Origin of the sequence: Rossellomorea sp. LjRoot5, assembly GCF_964253455.1 — a bacterium.
Lineage (GTDB): Bacteria > Bacillota > Bacilli > Bacillales > Bacillaceae_B > Rossellomorea.
The window spans coordinates 4,429,489-4,447,224 of the sequence record NZ_CAXUQN020000001.1; the positions used below are offsets into that span (position 1 = coordinate 4,429,489).

The 17,736-nt window shown below is 42.2% G+C and carries 20 protein-coding genes; 2 read left to right on the forward strand and 18 right to left on the reverse strand.

The window, feature by feature from the left end; all coding sequences use genetic code 11:
- Nucleotides 1–78: 78 nt before the first annotated feature.
- From ACSQ2E_RS22710 to metG, 8 genes are all read right to left on the reverse strand, one after another.
- Nucleotides 79–261 carry a small, acid-soluble spore protein, alpha/beta type gene (locus tag ACSQ2E_RS22710; protein ID WP_435994315.1) on the reverse strand — a complete coding sequence of 61 codons (183 nt, stop codon included), beginning with the start codon at nt 259–261 and terminating at the stop codon, nt 79–81.
- A 118-nt stretch (nt 262–379) separates the two neighbouring features.
- Nucleotides 380–649, reverse strand: a complete 270-nt coding sequence (gene veg / locus ACSQ2E_RS22715; RefSeq protein WP_435994317.1) for a biofilm formation stimulator Veg — start codon at nt 647–649, stop codon at nt 380–382.
- Between the two features lie 560 nt (nt 650–1,209).
- Nucleotides 1,210–2,103 carry a sporulation peptidase YabG gene (gene yabG, locus ACSQ2E_RS22720; protein WP_435994319.1) on the reverse strand — a complete coding sequence of 298 codons (894 nt, stop codon included), beginning with the start codon at nt 2,101–2,103 and terminating at the stop codon, nt 1,210–1,212.
- A gap of 230 nt (nt 2,104–2,333) precedes the next feature.
- A complete protein-coding gene (gene rsmA / locus ACSQ2E_RS22725; protein ID WP_435994321.1) occupies nt 2,334–3,212 on the reverse strand; it encodes a 16S rRNA (adenine(1518)-N(6)/adenine(1519)-N(6))-dimethyltransferase RsmA in 879 nt (292 codons plus the stop codon).
- The gene (gene rnmV / locus ACSQ2E_RS22730; RefSeq protein WP_435994323.1) at nt 3,205–3,765 is read right to left on the reverse strand and encodes a ribonuclease M5; all 561 of its coding nucleotides are present in this window, start codon (nt 3,763–3,765) and stop codon (nt 3,205–3,207) included. Before rnmV ends, rsmA begins: the two co-directional genes overlap by 8 nt.
- Nucleotides 3,766–3,883: 118 nt before the next feature.
- Nucleotides 3,884–5,110, reverse strand: coding sequence for a ubiquitin-like domain-containing protein (locus ACSQ2E_RS22735; RefSeq protein ID WP_435994325.1), 1,227 nt, complete (start codon nt 5,108–5,110; stop codon nt 3,884–3,886).
- Nucleotides 5,111–5,360: 250 nt separating this feature from the next.
- A complete protein-coding gene (locus ACSQ2E_RS22740) occupies nt 5,361–6,128 on the reverse strand; it encodes a TatD family hydrolase (RefSeq protein ID WP_435994327.1) in 768 nt (255 codons plus the stop codon).
- Nucleotides 6,129–6,453: 325 nt separating this feature from the next.
- Nucleotides 6,454–8,460 (reverse strand): methionine--tRNA ligase, encoded by a 2,007-nt coding sequence (gene metG, locus ACSQ2E_RS22745; RefSeq protein ID WP_435994696.1) that lies wholly within the window; start codon nt 8,458–8,460, stop codon nt 6,454–6,456.
- Nucleotides 8,461–8,906: 446 nt separating this feature from the next.
- On the opposite strand from metG, the gene ACSQ2E_RS22750 reads away from it, so the two are divergent.
- Nucleotides 8,907–9,188 (forward strand): AbrB/MazE/SpoVT family DNA-binding domain-containing protein, encoded by a 282-nt coding sequence (locus ACSQ2E_RS22750; RefSeq protein WP_034762946.1) that lies wholly within the window; start codon nt 8,907–8,909, stop codon nt 9,186–9,188.
- 56 nt (nt 9,189–9,244) lie between these two features.
- Here ACSQ2E_RS22750 and rsmI read toward each other — a convergent pair whose 3' ends face one another.
- From rsmI to ACSQ2E_RS22800, 10 genes are all read right to left on the reverse strand, one after another.
- Nucleotides 9,245–10,117, reverse strand: a complete 873-nt coding sequence (rsmI, locus tag ACSQ2E_RS22755; protein ID WP_435994330.1) for a 16S rRNA (cytidine(1402)-2'-O)-methyltransferase — start codon at nt 10,115–10,117, stop codon at nt 9,245–9,247.
- A 26-nt stretch (nt 10,118–10,143) separates the two neighbouring features.
- On the reverse strand, nt 10,144–10,899 hold the full coding sequence (locus ACSQ2E_RS22760) for a tRNA1(Val) (adenine(37)-N6)-methyltransferase (RefSeq protein ID WP_435994332.1): 756 nt from the start codon (nt 10,897–10,899) through the stop codon (nt 10,144–10,146).
- Between the two features lie 358 nt (nt 10,900–11,257).
- Nucleotides 11,258–11,632: a DNA replication initiation control protein YabA gene (gene yabA, locus ACSQ2E_RS22765; RefSeq protein WP_034762941.1), complete on the reverse strand. Its 375-nt coding sequence runs from the start codon at nt 11,630–11,632 to the stop codon at nt 11,258–11,260.
- 14 nt (nt 11,633–11,646) lie between these two features.
- A complete protein-coding gene (locus ACSQ2E_RS22770; protein WP_098438567.1) occupies nt 11,647–12,474 on the reverse strand; it encodes a PSP1 domain-containing protein in 828 nt (275 codons plus the stop codon).
- 7 nt (nt 12,475–12,481) lie between these two features.
- Entirely contained in the window at nt 12,482–13,465 is a 984-nt protein-coding gene (gene holB / locus ACSQ2E_RS22775) for a DNA polymerase III subunit delta' (protein ID WP_435994335.1), read from the reverse strand.
- A 17-nt stretch (nt 13,466–13,482) separates the two neighbouring features.
- Entirely contained in the window at nt 13,483–13,923 is a 441-nt protein-coding gene (locus ACSQ2E_RS22780; protein WP_435994337.1) for a YaaR family protein, read from the reverse strand.
- 15 nt (nt 13,924–13,938) lie between these two features.
- Nucleotides 13,939–14,268, reverse strand: coding sequence for a cyclic-di-AMP receptor (locus tag ACSQ2E_RS22785; RefSeq protein ID WP_034762933.1), 330 nt, complete (start codon nt 14,266–14,268; stop codon nt 13,939–13,941).
- A gap of 135 nt (nt 14,269–14,403) precedes the next feature.
- Complete coding sequence (gene tmk / locus ACSQ2E_RS22790) at nt 14,404–15,036, reverse strand: dTMP kinase (RefSeq protein WP_435994339.1); 633 nt, start codon at nt 15,034–15,036, stop codon at nt 14,404–14,406.
- 15 nt (nt 15,037–15,051) lie between these two features.
- Nucleotides 15,052–16,467 (reverse strand): aminotransferase class I/II-fold pyridoxal phosphate-dependent enzyme, encoded by a 1,416-nt coding sequence (locus ACSQ2E_RS22795; RefSeq protein ID WP_435994341.1) that lies wholly within the window; start codon nt 16,465–16,467, stop codon nt 15,052–15,054.
- Between the two features lie 164 nt (nt 16,468–16,631).
- Nucleotides 16,632–16,832: a sigma factor G inhibitor Gin gene (locus ACSQ2E_RS22800; protein ID WP_060674262.1), complete on the reverse strand. Its 201-nt coding sequence runs from the start codon at nt 16,830–16,832 to the stop codon at nt 16,632–16,634.
- Nucleotides 16,833–17,054: 222 nt separating this feature from the next.
- On the opposite strand from ACSQ2E_RS22800, the gene ACSQ2E_RS22805 reads away from it, so the two are divergent.
- Entirely contained in the window at nt 17,055–17,303 is a 249-nt protein-coding gene (locus tag ACSQ2E_RS22805) for a hypothetical protein (RefSeq protein ID WP_435994343.1), read from the forward strand.
- The last annotated feature ends 433 nt before the right edge of the window (nt 17,304–17,736 follow it).

A 17,736-nucleotide genomic window follows, 5' to 3' on the forward strand; every position in this document is an offset into this window, starting at 1 on the left:
CGGAAAAGCATGACACTTTTTAGGCGACCCTTTGTATATGGTACTGATAAAAGATATAATCCATATGTGTAAAATGAGTTAGTATGGATGATTTTTGGACAGCTGCCGGCTTGCCCGCTCAACTGCACGCTTTACCATATTCCCTGCGTCCCGGGACGTGATCCCGCCCCAGCCATCCTTCTGAACAACATCGTAGAACCCTAATTCCTGAGCGATTTCTTCTTTTAATTGATCAGACATGATTCCTCTTCTTCTACCCATTGTCTACCTCCTTTACATGCACCACATCGTTAGTATGTGCATGGGAGGTCAAAAAATAACGGTAGATATTATGCAAAACATGTATTTTCAAACAAATAAAAAAGCAGTAAACGAATGTCTACTGCTGGCTAAAGATGAGATTTCCTGTTGCTTCATCATAAAATGTTAATTGAACTGTCTCAGTGAGAACATCTGCATAGCTGTAAGAAACTCGTTCGAACGCATTCTCTTCTTGATCCAGTTGAACCACGAAAACAGAAGGATACGTTTCGGATAGAACACCTGAACGCTCAATTGTTTTTCGACGTCCACCGTTTGCTTTAAGCATTAAACGTTTCCCCAAATTAGAATCAAGGGACCTTTTAATGTCGGCTAATGTTTTTGGCATTTCGCTTCCACCTCACTGTTATTAAATATAACACATTATGTAATTTTAGTCAAATAAATTTCTTATTTTAACAAGAATCATGAACACCTGTCAATATATTTTATTCAACAAAAAGTACGTTTTTTCTACAACCCTAACATTCCCCAAAGATTGAAAAATTATGTAAACACTAAAAAGTGGAGGCGGCTCGCCCAGGCCCGACAAGCATAAGATGAATGGGCTGAGAAGGCGTTCTTTGCCTTCTTGGACCATTTAGCTTATGACCTCGAGGGACTAGCCGCCGGAGCTGGATAACACTAAAAGCGAAGGCGGCTTGCCCAGGCCCGACAAGCATAAGATGAATGGGCTGAGAAGGCGTTCTTTGCCTTCTTGGACCATTTAGCTTATGACCTCGAGGGACTAGCCGCCGGAGCTGGATAATACTAAAAGCGGAGGCGGCTCGCCCAGGCCCGGCAAGGGTAAAAACCACCACCCAACCAGTATATGAACCATCAAAGTGAAAAAGACCTTGCAATTTATGCATAAATTGCAAGGTCTTCATAGGTTTTGTCGAACCTTCCCTATTCTTCTTCGGTTATTTTGTATGGCATTCCCGTCCGAAGAACACCTTTTGTCTCGATTCCACCCAATCCTTTGTCTCCGGTGAGGGTATTGCGTATGACATCCCAGACATTCACCGAATCTTTAAATCCCGTGAAACAGATCTTTGCCACGATATAAACGGGATCCAGGGCATGGATATTGACCCTCGAAGGGGAACTTGCAAAGTTGGCACCTGCATGGATCAGGGATTCAAAGTGGGATTGACAAGCGCCGGCAAAGATCACAAGCTGATCCAGATGGGGGGATTTGCTGCGGGCCTCTCTTACTGCCTGAACAAAATACTTCGAATGGCGATATGCGTTGATATCAGCCTTGGCCCCTTTCGACTTGGAGTACGCATCGTGACCTGTTAATACAATAATATTCGGTCTATATTTATCGATAAGGGAACCGATTTGTAGAGGCATCTCTGTTTCACTGCAGTGGACGCCTTTTACCGGGACACCAATTTTCTCATAAAGATCTAGGCATTTTCTTAAATAGCTGGGATCTCCATCAAGATGAAGCACTTTCCCCGGAACTTGGAAATAGTTATAATCGTCTCGATAAGCATTCGTTACCCTGTATTCCTGCTTATACTTGAGAAGCTCTATATCCTGGCGGAACAGGTCCAGGGATTGTTCTTCTTTCGAACGAAATTCCTGCGTAATGCGGTCCTGTTCTCTAGGGTCCATCTTCTTCAAATCATGAAAAGGAGCATCCGCTATTAATCGAAAATCTTCACCATACAGTACTGCCGTTTTATGACCATCTATCATGCGGATATCTATTACCCTGAATAAAATATCACATTGATATGAAAGGCGACCTACGACATCATTGATTTCGATATTCACATCAGTCACTCCCATGGGCTAAACATTCGTTGATCAAACAAAATAGGAAATCAATTAGCCGAAAAGGGTCAGTATCTGCACTGCCCTTCTTCAGCCTTTCCTTATCATCATTAAGTAAATATTCCCTGTGATAACCTATGCATATCCGGAATATTCGGTGTCAATAAGATGGGAATCGACTGTTCAGTTTATCTAGACAAAAAAATGGCTAAACGCTCCTTCACGTTTAGCCATTTTTCCTTGCTTTAGTTGAAATTCGGGTATAGCTCATCGCTTAATCGGCCGAATTCTTGTATCGTCAGTGTCTCCCCCCGGCGGGTAGGTTCAACCCCTGCTTGGGACAAAGCATCCAGGATCAACTCTTTCTTTTCTTTCCCTTGAGGGAGTTGACTCGTTAAGTTATTCAAAATCGTCTTTCTTCTTTGAGCGAAGGACGAACGTGTAACGGTAAAAAAGAAGTCTTCACTGATGACGTCTACAGGAGGCTTCTCACGCTTCGTTAGACGGATGACGGCAGAGTCTACATTCGGCTGGGGCATAAAGACCGTTTTCGGGACAGTCATGACCATCTCAGCCTCTGTATAATACTGAATGGCAATGGAAAGTGATCCATATGCCTTTGTCCCCGGCTGTGCCGAAATACGGTCTCCTACTTCCTTCTGAAGCATGACGCAAATTCCCCTGATCGGAAGACGCTCCATCAATAACTTCAGGATGATGGGTGTGGTAACGTAATATGGAAGATTGGCTACCACCATAATATCATCGAATCCTTCAAATTCCTTGTTTATGATCGCTTCAACATCCGCCTCCAGGATATCTTCATTAATAATCTTCACATTATCATAAGGAGACAGGGTGTCATCGAGGATCGGGATCAATCGCTGATCGATTTCAAAGGCTACAACCTTTCCAGAAGTACGGGCAAGGTGTTCTGTCAGCGCTCCGATCCCAGGTCCGATTTCAATGGCGGCTGTTTTCTCGGATAGCCCCGCATATTCTGTTATGTTCCTTAAAATATTGGGATCAATTAAAAAATTCTGGCCAAGGCTTTTCTTAAACGAAAAGCCGTACTTGGTAAGGATTTCCTTCGTTCGTATCGGGGTTGCAATATCTTTATGCATGTTCTTCCTCCTGAATGATTTCCATTAACGCTTTTTTAAACTCTTCTTTTTGAATATTAAACATCCGCAACCGCTTCTGCAGTTGTTTTCCATTAGTGTATCCGATTCTAAGCTTCTCACCAAGGGCTATTCTCCTGTCCTTTGACTGCGGACTTCCAATTAAACCGGCATCGATCAAATCTTCTTTTGAAATGATTTCTGCCTGATCGACATCCAACAAATGAGCTTCCTTCAAGGACTCCCTAATGACATTGGGGCTTGCATGTTCTACACCTATCCCCCTGCCTGATTTCGGCAGCGCGTCTTTCTTCTGTACAAAGGCATGCCTGCATCCCGGTACCGCTTCACTCACAATCTTTCGAATTCGCTCTCCCGGATAATCGGGATCCGTAAATATGATAACGCCCCTTTTTTCCTGGGCGTGCTTGATTTTCTCTATAGTAGCAGGAGACACAGCAGAACCATTCGTTTCGATCGTATCTGCATTGACGGCACGCTGAATGGCAACCGTATCATCCTTCCCTTCCACTACAATGATTTCTTTTATTTTCATAATTCCTCCAAAAAAGTTGAAACATTTTTGCATTTCAATTCGTCTAATAAATGAAGACCTAAAGCTATTATAACGGTTTTAACCGAGAAATAAAAAAAAGCAGGAAAACACCCTGCTCTTAGTTCAATATTTTCACTTTGATGGTTTTCCTTCCCCAACGATAAGCGTCTGATTGGGATGAGAAGAATACATCGATTTTATTCCCTTTGATCGCTCCGCCAGTATCTGCCGCAACAGCATATCCATAGCCTTCCACATAGACCTTTGAACCTAAAGGAATAACGGAAGGATCGACTGCGATCACTTTAACGTTAGGATTCGATTTTAGATTGATTCCTGTAGCCGTATGGCCGGAGCATCCATTACAAGAAGCTGTGTACGCAGTAGAACTGACATAGAACTCACGTCCGCCACTAGGAGCAGCTGAAGCTTGCGCACTGGATGATGAACGTCCACGTGAAACCTGGGCCACTAAAACCTTTGTTCCGACATTCACGATTTTATCCTGACTTTCTTCCACGACTTTTTCACTCACTAGTTTTCTCGAAACCTCTTCGCCATTTTCTTTTACGATTTCATACTTCTTTTCAACTTTTCCGTTTTTGCCTTCTTGAACGACTTTCTCTTTTCCTTTTGACAGGTCGGAGTCCTTCTTCGAAATAACGGTGAAATTCTTTGTCTCTTCCACTACATCGGTGACTTTTTCAACTCGAACGACATTTACGACATCATTTGCTTTAACAACTTTGTCTAAACTTGGTTCAACACGGTCTGAATCTTTTAGTGTAATTCCTTGTTGCTTTAAAAAGTCAGCGACCGTAGTCGAAGTAGACCATACTTTTTGCTCTTTTCCACCGTTTACAAGCTTAAGTGAAAATGCGGTATCAATCTTTACATTCATGTTCCCTGTTACTTTTTCTGATAAGCCGGGTTGGACCTTATCATGTTCTCCTACCTGTATTTCATTTTCAGAGAGTAACTCTTTTACTGTTCCAGCAGTCGTCCAGATTTTTTTCTCCTGGCCTCCTACTGCTATCCCTACCTGTTTTGCCGGTTCCCAAACAATATTCATGTTATTTGAAACCTTCGTATTCCCCGAGGGGTACAAATAGTCTTCTGAGCGGGGTGAAATCTCTAATTCTTTTAATATATCTTGAATCGTGTTTGCATGCGTCCTAATCTCTTTTTGCTCGCCGTCTAAGGTCAATGCTACAGTGTTCTTGGATCCTTCATAAAAAAGAATTCCGAATACAGCTGCCGATGTTACTATTGTTCCGATTGTAACAATCCATTTCCTTCGACTCAAAGACTTGGAAAACAGGCTTTTCATGGCTTTAAAGTTCATGAAAAACGCCTCCTTTTCTCGGAGTGATTATATAGAGTTATCCAGTGACTGTCAACCTTTACTTCTTCTAACCTAATCTAGCAAAATATTACAACCCGGGGAACACAAAACATATTATGCAGAAAATGCAAGAAAAAGAAAAGAGAGAGTTATCGACACGTTTATCCTATGAAACACGATTCCTATGTAGAACTTTTTGTTTTGATTTACTATTTGGACAAGCTCTCTCAATTCTCGACAATATTTGATATCAGTTTATGTTGAATAATTTCATTGCATTTTCTGTTGTGATCTTTTCTACTTCCTCCAAAGGCACTTCTTTCAGTTCAGCGATTTGTTCCGCTACAAGCTTCACGTAAGCCGGTTCATTTCTCTTCCCTCTATATGGATGAGGGGCCAAATAAGGACAATCGGTTTCAATCAGAAGCTTCTCAAGCGGGATTTCTTTGGCCACATCTTTTGGTTTCTTGGCATTCTTAAACGTTAAGGGACCTCCAAGGGAAATATAGAAATTCATTTCGACACATTCTTGAGCGATTTCAGGACTTCCACTGAAGCAGTGCATGATCCCTCCGACTTCCTCCGCTCCTTCTTCCCTGAGAATATCCACTATATCCTGTGTAGCTTCACGGTTGTGTATAACGATCGGGAGTTTTACTTTCTTAGCTAGTTGAATCTGTTTTCGGAATACTTCTTTTTGAACATCCTTGGGGGATTTATCCCAATGATAGTCAAGTCCCATTTCCCCTATCGCCACTACTTTAGGGTGTTGTGAGAGTTCTTCTATCCAAGCTAAATCCTCATCATTCATATCAATTGCATCCACTGGATGCCATCCGATTGCGGCATATAGAAAATCATATTGACCAATGAGTTCCATGGCCCGATTAATGGTCGGACGGTCAAAGCCGACAACCACCATTTTTTCGACTCCAGCTTCTCTTGCCCTTGACAATACCTCCTCCAGATCTTCGTCAAATTGTTCAGCATTCAAATGAACATGTGTATCAAATAGCATATAAGACACTCCTTGTAATAAAGATAAGTTTAATATAAAAACGCATGACAAGCATCACATTCATGTAACATTCATATTACATATTATGGTTTCTTTGGATATTTTTTATTTACGGAGTTCCAATTACAGTCACACTCCATTTTATCTATTTTAGTGACAGAACCAAAATCATCTGTTTATCGCTCTTTTCTAACTATATTGAAATAATTAATAATGAAGGTATATACGTCATTAACCATATAAATTACGTTCGTATGTTATATTTATATAATAAAGGGATGTTCCACGTGGAACATCCCTTTATTGGTAAATCACAAAAAATCATTTATTTAACTTTTGTTCCATTTGGCAAGGACTGATCAATGGAAGCAAGAGACAGCGTTCCATTTTCTTCTCCGGCAAGGATCATTCCTTGGGAAAGTTCCCCACGAAGTTTTACAGGCTTCAAGTTGGTTACACAGATCACTTTTTTTCCAACGAGTTCGTCGGGCTGATAGAATTTCGCAATCCCCGATACAACTTGACGTTTTTCAAAGCCGAGGTCCAATTGCAGCTTTAGAAGTTTATCGGCTTTTTTAACTGGTTCCGCTCCAAGTACTTCGGCTACGCGAAGCTCGACTTTCATGAAATCATCAATACCGATTTCCTCTGAAGCTTCCGGTGCAGATACTTCCTTCTTCTCTTCGACAACAGGGGCAGATCCCTGCATTTTCTCTTTAATAAAGGCTACCTCTTCCTGAAGTTCAAGACGCGGGAAGATAGGTTCCCCTTTTTTGACTACTTCGGTACCCGCCGGGATTGCTCCGAAACGCTCCAGGCTTTCCCATGTGTGCATCTTTTCCTCATGCAGATTCAGTTGCTCGAAGATTTTCTTAGGGGTTCTTGTCAAGAAAGGCTGTAAGAGGACTGCCACTCTTCTCAACGATTCAGCCAAGTGACTCATCACACTTCCCAGTTCTTCTTTTTTACTTTCATCCTTCGCCAGGGTCCATGGCTGCGTCTCATCAATGTACTTATTCGTACGGCTGATCAACTGCCAAAGGCTGGACAAGGCAACTGAAAACTCCATGTTTTCCATGGCTTCTTCATAGTTCTTCACCGTTTCATTGTTCATATCCAGGAGTGCTTGATCAAATTCCCCTTTGGAATCAACATAAGTTGGAATGACTCCATCGAAGTATTTATTGATCATGGCCACTGTACGATTTAATAAATTCCCCAAATCATTGGCCAGGTCAAAATTGATTCTCTCTACAAATCCTTCCGGCGTAAAGACTCCGTCAGATCCAAATGGCACTTCTCTTAACAGATAGTAGCGAAGGGAATCAAGACCATATCGATCAATAAGGGTAACGGGATCCACGACATTCCCTTTGGATTTAGACATTTTTCCGTCTTTCATCAGAAGCCATCCATGAGCGAAGACTTTCTTTGGAAGCGGAAGATCTAAAGCCATCAGCATGATCGGCCAGTAAATCGTATGGAAACGGACAATTTCTTTTCCTACCAGATGGACATCGGCTGGCCAATATTTCAAGTAGTTTGCATCTTGTTCGCTGCCATATCCTAAAGCCGTGATGTAATTGGAAAGAGCATCGATCCACACATAAATGACGTGCTTCGGATCTCCGGGTACTTTCACTCCCCAATCAAAGGTCGTACGGGAAACAGCCAGGTCTTCCAAACCGGGTTTAATGAAGTTATTTACCATCTCATTCTTCCGGGATTCGGGTTGAATGAATTCAGGATTCTCCTCATAATAAGCAAGAAGGCGATCGACATATTTACTCATCTTGAAGAAGTACGACTCTTCCTTTACTTTTTCAACAGGGCGTCCGCAATCCGGACAATTTCCGTTTTCTAATTGTCTTTCCGTAAAGAAGGATTCACATGGCGTGCAGTACCATCCTTCATACTGATCCAAATAAATATCGCCCTGCTGGACAAGCTGATTGAAGATTTTTTCCACGATATCCTTATGACGCTTTTCCGTCGTCCGGATAAAGTCATCGTAGGATATATCTAACTTCCCCCATAAGTCTTTAATGCCGCTTACAATACCGTCAACATATGCCTGAGGTGTAATTCCTTCTTCCTCGGCTTTTCTTTGGATCTTCTGTCCATGTTCATCAGTCCCTGTAAGGTACATGACATCGAATCCACGCATTCTCTTGTAACGGGCCATGGCATCACCGGCAACCGTGGTGTATGCATGTCCAATATGTAAATTTCCACTTGGATAATAAATCGGCGTTGTAATATAGAAGGTGTTCAACTTTTCTTCCACTTCCTGTTCCTCCTCATTTTTCCACTTACCCCCATAAAGCCAAATCAGACTCCGTATGGTTTACAGTGGCAGGTCTGTTATATACATCCATTCTTGACCTTACCTATCATCTTAACCTCTTATCTCATCAAAATATACCTAAAATAAAGGGTTTCTGCAACTAAACAATGCTGATTTTATGTTTTGTCGATATAGATATTGAAATTTGTCGAACTTTGTCGAATTAATATAGAGGATAAAGAAAATTCGACATTCTCATTTATTATTACTTTCATTACAATAATTTTCAATTGGTAATACATTTTTTTACAACAAAGCGTAAAGCTTATTATAACAAGACTTAATCATGCACTTATTATTAATAATTTACAGATTAAATTATTGACGAGATTCCTAATCGTTGGTATGATAGTATCAGTTAATGAAATTTGTCGAATATTGACGAAACAGATAGAGATAAATAATAATATTTATTTGGAGGAGATTCTCAAATGAAGTCTACAGGTATTGTAAGAAAAGTTGATGAACTGGGCCGTGTCGTTATTCCAATCGAACTACGTCGTACATTAGGTATCGCTGAGAAAGATGCTTTGGAAATTTATGTGGATGATGAAAGAATCATCTTGAAGAAATACAAGCCAAGCATGACTTGCCAAATTACTGGTGAAGTTTCTGATGACAACATCAAGCTTGCAAATGGTAAATTAGTTCTTAGCCGTGAAGGTGCAGATCAGTTACTGAAAGAAATCCAAGAATCTTTACAATCAAAATAATCTATTGCCATATGACAGGCCTGAGTCCATTCGACTCAGGCCTTTTTGTTTTGCAGTTATTCCACGTGGTAAGCCTGGTACACTTCCCGTTTAGGGAGGGATCTCTCTTTTGAGACTTGTTTGATGGCTTCTTTTGATGACATGCTTCCTTCATCTACATAGTGCTGGACATGATCTTGCAAGGAGTAGCTGCTCCACCAAGTGTCTTCTTCCTCTTTCTCTTGTGGACCTGCCCCTTCGATCAACAAACAGAATTCACCCCTCACTTCTCCCTCATTCGCCCATTCGATCACTTCCTCGATTGAACCGCGGATGAACTCCTCGAATTTCTTCGTGAGCTCTCGACAGATGACGATTTGTCTATTTCCTAAAACCGCATATAGTTCTTTTAGTGTTTCTTTTAATCTATGGGGTGATTCGTAAAGGATAAATGTATCTTCCAACAATTTTAGTGTTTCAAGCTCAGCTCTTTTGTCTTTTTTGCCTCTATGTAAAAAACCATAGAAATAAAATGGCTGAGGCGCTAAACCTGAGGCAATGAGGGCCGTCAGAGCGGCATTTGCCCCGGGCAATGGAATGACCGCGATGTTGTGTTCGATTGCTTCTTTCACCAATTCGTAACCCGGATCTGAAATCGATGGCATGCCTGCATCGCTGACAAGGGCCACGAGCTCCCCTCTCTCCATTCGCTCAATCAGCTTCTGACCGCTCGTTTCTTTATTATGTTCATGGTAACTGATGATTGGTGTATCGATTTCAAAGTAATTGCAAAGTTTCTTGGTGTTCCTCGTATCCTCCGCTGCAATCACCGTCGCTTCTTTCATCATTCGGATGGCACGGAACGTCATATCCTCGAGATTTCCGATCGGTGTGGGGACAAGATACAGGCTTCCTTTTTCACTGTCCTGAAAACTTTTCTGCTGGTTCATGGTGAATTTCACCTCCTGGATCATGTTTATTGGTTTGTTTTATGATGTCCAAATAGCATATCATGTACTTCCTTAGAATATTCACCCTGCTCATCGTACACATATAAAGGAGAGAGAATCTTCAGGTCCGGTTTCCCATCTTTGATTCCTTCTATTAATATCGTGTTGGCCTCTCTCCCGGGCTTTGGATAGACAAATCGTAGTCGTTTGGGCTCGAGACGATGTTTTCTCATCAATGAGAGGATGTCCATCAATCGGCCGGGTCGATGAACGAAAGAAGCCTTACCGCCTTGTTTCAACAAATAGCTGGACGCTTTGATGGTATCCTCAAGGGTGCATAAAATTTCGTGTCGGGCAATCGCATAGTGCTCGTTCACATTTCGTTTATCTCCTGGCGGCGTATTGAAATAGGGAGGATTGCATGTTACCACATCATAATGAGAATGATGGAGGAGTTGATCAATCTTCGTTACATCCCCCATTTTCATCGTTATCTGATGTTGACGGTCATTATACTCGACACTCCGCTTTGCCATATCAAATAGACGCTCTTGAATTTCCACACCTGTAATGTGGACATTGGTTCTTGCACTAAGCAATAAGGGGATGATGCCGTTCCCTGAACATAAATCAACCACTTTCCCCTTGTGAATCGGTAAATAGCTGAAGTGGGCCAAAAGGACCGCATCTGTTGAAAAGGAGAACACGGAAGGACTTTGAATGATCCTCATGTTTTCAGCTAATAAATAATCTAAACGCTCATCTTCTTTTAACTCGACCATGCCTTTCCTCCAATTTGTTAGGCTTTTCGATTTGTCCAGCTCCGGCGGCTAGTCCCTCGAGGTCATAAGCTAAATTGACCCAAAAGGCAAAAAGCGCCTTTCCGGCCAATTCATCTTATGCTTGTCGGGCCTGAACAAGCCGCCTACGCTTTTCGATTTGTCCAGCTCCAGGGGCTTGGGGCTCGAGGTCTTAAGCCAATTAACCCCAAAAGGCAAAGAACGCCTTTCCGGGTTACTCGTCTTAAGCTTGTCGCCCCAGGGCGAGCCCCTTCCGCTTTTCGAATAAAAAGGACCAATCCCACTATACGTGGATCAGTCCTTTTTATCTGTATTCTGTTTTAGAAGAATGAAGTGTCCTTTATTTCTTATTTAAGAAAGAAAGGCAGAATAAGCAGTCTTCATCCTTCCGGGGACTTCCGAAATGTATATTACAAATATGAAATCCTTCCTGGTATAATCGAGCAAGGTTGTCATAACCCTCTCCGATATCCAGTGTTTTATCTTCTAAGTCTGACTCACTCGTCGTACCCGCATCGCTGTTTGTTTGTACCTTTTTTGGTGAGTTCTCTGTTTGTTCCAGTCTACGGCGCAAATGTTCATTTTCTAACTTTAGAGAATTATTTTCCTCTAACATTTCAGCTAGGCATTGTTTGAGCTCACCTAATTGATGATATAAGTCACCAATTTGTTGTTCCATGTTACTGACTGAATCAAAGAACTCTTTCTTATCCACGACACTACACCCCGTTACTCTGTGGCTTGGAATGATACGGCACCTTCGTTCATAATTTCATCTAATGTGAATTCCAGAACCCGCTCTTCTTCTTTGATTTCGACCTGAAGAATACGTTCCAGAATATTAAGACCTACCACTTTACCTTTTCCATGAGGTGTCTTAATCACTTCTCCGATATCAGGTAATTCTTCTTTCGCTGCTTCATACTCGTCATTCTCGTATTTCAGACAGCACATTAAACGTCCGCATAAACCTGAAATCTTCGTGGGATTAAGGGATAGATTCTGATCCTTCGCCATTTTGATGGACACAGGTTCAAAATCTCCTAAAAAGGTTGAACAACACAGCATGCGGCCACAAGGACCGATACCACCAAGCATTTTTGCTTCGTCTCGAACGCCAATCTGACGAAGTTCAATGCGCGTACGGAAAATGGAGGCCAGATCTTTCACCAGCTCCCGGAAATCAACACGTCCATCAGCCGTAAAATAGAATATGACTTTATTACGATCGAATGTATATTCTACATCCACCAATTTCATATCCAATTGATGCTGATTAATTTTATCACAACATACGTTATAGGCTTCCGTTGCAGACGACTTGTTCTCGTCAACGATCAATCGATCTTTTTGATCGGCGATCCGAATCACTTTTTTCAACGGAAGAACTACATCATTTTCTCCTACTTGCTTTCTCTCTACGACTACTTTACCAAATTCGACTCCGCGGACCGTTTCAACGATTACATAACAATCTTTTTGAATGTCCAGATCACCCGGATCGAAATAATAGATTTTACCCGCTTTTTTAAAGCGAACTCCTACAACATCGTACAAAGGACCATCACCCCTGCAGTTTTAGCATAAGCTGTTCTACTAGCAGCTGCGAATTCATATTGGCGTTTAATTTGCGTTTTGCTTCAAGGATCATCGTCATATTAGTAGAAAGACGATTGGTTGATACTTGAAGTGCGTTGGATTTCCAGTTTTCCTTTTGGTCCGGGTACACGAGCTGCTCTTCTTTTCCTAACTGGATATGAAGTAAGTCTTTATATATTAGAAGTAAAAGATCCAATGCTCGATCGACTTGATCTTTTTCTTTGAAGTGCTGTACAAAATCCTCTTGTATTTTGACCATTGCTTGGAAGGGACTTTTCTGGAGGACTTCATATAATTTTAACACTATTATTCTTGCTTGTGCAAACCACTCATTTTGACATATTTCTACAGCTTCCTCATAATGGTTCGTCAAGTTGGCTGCAAGAGTTGCAAAGTGAGGGGGGATCCCCTCTTCCAATAACTGTTTTGTCAGTTGTTCTTTCGGTAACGGTTTAAATGAAACCGTCTGGCATCTGGAGAGAATGGTTGGCAGGATCCGGTGAATATTTTCAGTGATGAGAATCGCGGTTGTATCCGCGAGCGGCTCTTCCAGAAATTTTAATAGGCTGTTAGCAGCATTCGCCGTCATCTTATCTCCGTGAACGATGATGTAGATTTTCTTCTTGGATTCTACACCTGTTTTCGAAAATTCTTCTTGCAGACTTTTAATCTGATCCTTCTTGATAGATAGACCATCAGGCTCCACCAGATGCAAATCCGGATGGTTCCCGTGATTGATCCGTTTACAGTTGGAGCAGTCTTCACAGGGCTTTCCTTCTACCCGGTTCAGACATAATAATGCCTTGGCGAACAGCATGCTCATTTCTTTCTTTCGTGTCCCTTTTTCACCCTCGAATAAATAAGCATGAGCGACACGATCCTTCAATATACTATTCTGCAGCATCTGAAGGACGACTGGCTGAAATGGTTGTATCTCTTCAAACAACATGTCCTAACATCACTCTCTTACATATAAAGATTAATAAGCAGTCCTTTTATTTCTCCGATTTTTCCTAATATATCAATGGACTTCTTTTCCTTATCCAATACATCTTCCGTTAATCCTACAAGATGCTGATCCACTGTTTCGACGATATTCAGCTTTCGTCCCTCACCATATTGATTCCAAGTATGGGACTGCTTCAGGTCCATTCCGAAGTCGACTGCTTCCCGTACAAACTTCTTGACCAATGTTTTATATTTGGCTAGATCTTTGAATGTCCTTGACTGAGCTAAACGGGTGCCGGCATCCTCTATTGTCCCAAGAAGCTTATTGAGCTGGTCCATATGCATTTTCTGATCATGTTTCTGAACCAGCTGGCCGAACTTAACTTGTCCCGTACCGCCAGTTCTCTGATCTTTCGCCATGCTATCTAAGGACACGCGGTGGTCCTGATTAATTTTCATAAATCCAACCTCACTTTAAAACTGATGGAACTGCTCTACAGGGAGAACGAATACCGTCGCCCCGCCTACGGCCACTTCAACGGGATAAGGCACATAGGAATCTGCATTTCCACCCATCGGGGACACCGGTGCTACCATTTGATCACGTGACTGACAGTTTTCCTTAATAACCTGTAATGCTTTCTCCACCCGAATATCCTCAGTACCAATGATGAACGTCGTATTGCCTGACTTCAAAAAACCGCCGGTGCTCGCTAATTTTGTCGAACGAAAATTATGTTCCATCAGGGCATTAGACAAACGATTGCTATCCTTATCCTGTACAACTGCCATAATTACCTTCATGAATGAATTCCTCCGTTATAAAGCCATTTACTTCCTTCTATTATATCATTGAAAAGACTCCAATGCTTCATCTAAAAAAGAGACGGATGACCAGGAAACGATTTTTCGCCCGTTCATCCGTCTCTTCTATTAGCCTCACGTGTTTAAATAACCCGTCACGATTTCATACGCATCAGTAAACACCGCTTCCTTACTCTTACTAGCATCGATGACTCGAATGCGATCCGGATATTGTTTGATTAACTTCTGATACCCCTCGCGGACGCGAGTATGAAATTCCATCGATTCGAGATCCAATCGATTCACTTCTCTGCCGTTATGCTTTGCAATTCTCTTTAACCCCTCTTCGGGATCAATGTCAAAATACAACGTGAGATCCGGCATCTTATCTTCAATCGCAAATTGATTGATATCCATGACTTCTTCCATTCCGATTCCACGGGCATTCCCTTGATAGGCAAGGGAACTGTCAATAAACCGATCACAAATCACGATCTTGCCTTCCTTAAGGGCGGGGATCACTTTCTCCACCAGATGCTGACGCCTCGCAGCTGCATATAACAGCGCTTCCGTTCGCTTATCCATTTCCGTGTTCTTTGTATTTAATATGACTTCCCTGATCTGCTCAGCTATGGAAATACCTCCCGGCTCCCTCGTCTGGACAACATCCAGTCCATCCTGCAGCAGTTGTTGATATAACTCTGATAATATCGTTGATTTCCCGGCACCCTCGGGGCCTTCAACGGTAATGAACAATCCTCTTGTCATCTATTTCCCTCCGCTTTATCGATACACATACACACAGTGGTCAGCCAATCGGTGGTGCCCCTGAATGTTTGCCTTATTCTCTATATATTTCTTCAAACGCCGGATTACATCAGCAGTGATCCGTTCCCCCGGCACCAACAACGGGATACCCGGTGGATAAGGTGTCACCATTCCAGCAGAAACTTCTCCTTCCGCATCGTCCAGGGAAATCAACGCTTCCACTTTCCCGTCCATTTCCTCCAAGGTTAATGCCAAGGTAGAAAAAGGGGTTGTCCCACTCGAACTGCTTATCCCATCCATGGGGATGACTTCCACCACAGGCACATTCTCAAGCGCCTTGTTTATCCTTCTGATCGCTTCTGTATACGGAAACGAAAGACCCTTCTTTACTAACGGAAGAATCAACAGTACTTGATTCGGATCAGCAAGCTCCGGATAAACACCTACAGACTCTAACAACTCCTGGAGGGCATAACCCGTTCTTCCTTCGATCTTCATGATAAGTTTTAATGGATCATGTGCTTGTTGAACAATGAGCTGAGGATGGATCCGTTCAATCCGGTCTATAAATTCGCGAATGTCCTCAAGTGTTTGATCCAAGTCCTCTTGTAAAAACGTCCCGACATAGGATCTCGCATAATCAAGGGATGCCATAATCGGATACGAAGGACTACTTGATTGTAGCATAGTTAAATAGTCTTTCACCTTATGCGCATCCACCCGCTTACTTCCAATATGTAAATACGACCCCATCGTCATGGCCGGGAGCATCTTATGAGCGGAATGAACCACAATATCTGCCCCACACTCCATAGCAGAATCGGGAAAAGGTGGACCCAGGGTAAAATGTGCACCATGAGCCTCATCAATGATACAGACGACATTATGTTTATGACATTCATCTATGATTTCTTTCAGATTGTATGTAAACCCGTAATAAGTCGGATACGTGAGGACACAAGCTTTCACATGAGGGAATACATTCATCGCTTCCTTTATATCATCCAATCGAATCCCAAGGGCGGTCCCCATGTCATCCCACTCTGTTTCAATGAATACCGGAACAGCCTTGGCTAGCCTGATCCCGTTCAGCACCGACTTATGACAATTCCGTTGAACAAATACTGTATCCCCAGGTTCACAGGAAGCGAGGATCGCGGCAATATTCCCTACCGTACTTCCGTTCACCAGAAAATGACTCTCTAATGACCCGTATACATCCCCAAGCAATTCCTCAGCTTCCCGAATCGCCTCCTGGGAATCATGTAAATCATCCAAACCACTTAACTCTGTAAGATCTGATTGATAAAAAGGATGATCCTGCACCAATAATCCGTTCTTATGCCCAGGCACATGAAATGAAATAGGCTGCATGGACCGATGCCTCTCGATCGCCTCAATCAGTGGGGTTCTTGTATGATCTCGCTTCATTCCATAATCTCCTTAAAGTAAATATCCACTCATATCGTATCATAACCACGCGGTACTATGCTTCGGTGATTTCAAATCTTATTTGTATAACAATGAATCAACGAAACTCATAAAACACCGAAACTCTGACAGCAAAAAAAATCATAACCATGTATACATTCTGGTTATGAGTAGATTTGAGGAGTATTCACTTTTTTCAGTCTCTGTATGAACGTTTTATACAAAGGATCATTCGTTTCTGTGTGAACCATTTCCTTCTCACATTCTGTGCAGATAAACGATGTGTATAGATGGATTCCAACCTTCTTCTCAACGTGACAAACGATGCACTCTTCCAAAGCCGCCTTACGTTCCTGATTTAACATAGGGCCCTCCACCTCCATACAATCTATTCTGCCTCAAAACCACCAATTGTATACATAATTATAAACATTTCAACTGACAGAATAATCAAGTGTACTTTCATCTTATGTTGCCATTACCGAGTCTGTGTATGTCTCTATAAAAAAGATTGTGAAAAGAAGTTGGTATATTGGTGGTTTGAGATTGTGAGTTTATTAGGTTGAGAGAGGGGGAGGCAATGAATTATGATAGCGGCTTGGGTAGAGGACCAGCTGCAATCATGCAGCTGCGTTGTAAATATGCAAAAATATGGTCAGGATCAGCGGATACAATGGCAGAATGATGAGGTTGGAGCCCTCAACGGACATTTGAAGGGACGATTTATGACCAGATGGGACTCCCAGGATCTTGATTGCGTCGTTTTTGAATTTATTGCGTCATTTTCCAGGGGGATTGCGTCATTATTTTATTATTTGCGTCTTTTTCACCCTTAATTGCGTCATTTTTTCGTTTATTGCGTATTTTTCCAAATAATTACTTTTTATACACTCATCCTTATCTAACAATGAAACCAAAAAAGAGTAACCCCTAAGAGCTACTTTTTTCCCTATTTGCCTGGCGACGTCCTACTCTCACAGGGGGAGCCCCCAACTACCATCAGCACTGAAGGCTGCGGCTAGTGATGAGCGGCGAATCTCTTCGTCCGCTTCACTCGTTCAGATCCTCGTGTGGATACCACACTCCGGTCTTCTCTCCCTCGCGTCCTCGACCTTCTTGCTCCTCCCTACCCTCGCACTGCGGTCGAGGAGAGACTGAATGTTCTTCGAACAAAAAATCAAAACCAAAAAAGAGTAACTCCCAAGAGCTACTCTTTTCCTTATTTGCCTGGCGACGTCCTACTCTCACAGGGGGAGATCCCCCAACTAC

What these genes read in the sequence shown, in the direction of transcription:
- rsmI (WP_435994330.1), bottom strand. Translation starts at nt 10,117, where the DNA reads ATGAACCAGCAGAAAAGTTTTCAGGACAGTGAAAAAGGAAGCCTGTAT.
- ACSQ2E_RS22760 (WP_435994332.1), bottom strand. Translation starts at nt 10,899, where the DNA reads ATGGTCGAGTTAAAAGAAGATGAGCGTTTAGATTATTTATTAGCTGAA.
- veg (WP_435994317.1), bottom strand. Translation starts at nt 649, where the DNA reads ATGCCAAAAACATTAGCCGACATTAAAAGGTCCCTTGATTCTAATTTG.
- ACSQ2E_RS22735 (WP_435994325.1), bottom strand. Translation starts at nt 5,110, where the DNA reads ATGAACTTTAAAGCCATGAAAAGCCTGTTTTCCAAGTCTTTGAGTCGA.
- holB (WP_435994335.1), bottom strand. Translation starts at nt 13,465, where the DNA reads ATGTTGTTTGAAGAGATACAACCATTTCAGCCAGTCGTCCTTCAGATG.
- rnmV (WP_435994323.1), bottom strand. Translation starts at nt 3,765, where the DNA reads ATGAAAATAAAAGAAATCATTGTAGTGGAAGGGAAGGATGATACGGTT.
- ACSQ2E_RS22750 (WP_034762946.1), top strand. Translation starts at nt 8,907, where the DNA reads ATGAAGTCTACAGGTATTGTAAGAAAAGTTGATGAACTGGGCCGTGTC.
- ACSQ2E_RS22785 (WP_034762933.1), bottom strand. Translation starts at nt 14,268, where the DNA reads ATGAAGGTAATTATGGCAGTTGTACAGGATAAGGATAGCAATCGTTTG.
- ACSQ2E_RS22780 (WP_435994337.1), bottom strand. Translation starts at nt 13,923, where the DNA reads ATGAAAATTAATCAGGACCACCGCGTGTCCTTAGATAGCATGGCGAAA.
- rsmA (WP_435994321.1), bottom strand. Translation starts at nt 3,212, where the DNA reads ATGCATAAAGATATTGCAACCCCGATACGAACGAAGGAAATCCTTACC.
- ACSQ2E_RS22800 (WP_060674262.1), bottom strand. Translation starts at nt 16,832, where the DNA reads ATGTTAAATCAGGAACGTAAGGCGGCTTTGGAAGAGTGCATCGTTTGT.
- yabG (WP_435994319.1), bottom strand. Translation starts at nt 2,103, where the DNA reads ATGGGAGTGACTGATGTGAATATCGAAATCAATGATGTCGTAGGTCGC.
- ACSQ2E_RS22795 (WP_435994341.1), bottom strand. Translation starts at nt 16,467, where the DNA reads ATGAAGCGAGATCATACAAGAACCCCACTGATTGAGGCGATCGAGAGG.
- ACSQ2E_RS22710 (WP_435994315.1), bottom strand. Translation starts at nt 261, where the DNA reads ATGGGTAGAAGAAGAGGAATCATGTCTGATCAATTAAAAGAAGAAATC.
- ACSQ2E_RS22805 (WP_435994343.1), top strand. Translation starts at nt 17,055, where the DNA reads ATGATAGCGGCTTGGGTAGAGGACCAGCTGCAATCATGCAGCTGCGTT.
- tmk (WP_435994339.1), bottom strand. Translation starts at nt 15,036, where the DNA reads ATGACAAGAGGATTGTTCATTACCGTTGAAGGCCCCGAGGGTGCCGGG.
- ACSQ2E_RS22740 (WP_435994327.1), bottom strand. Translation starts at nt 6,128, where the DNA reads ATGCTATTTGATACACATGTTCATTTGAATGCTGAACAATTTGACGAA.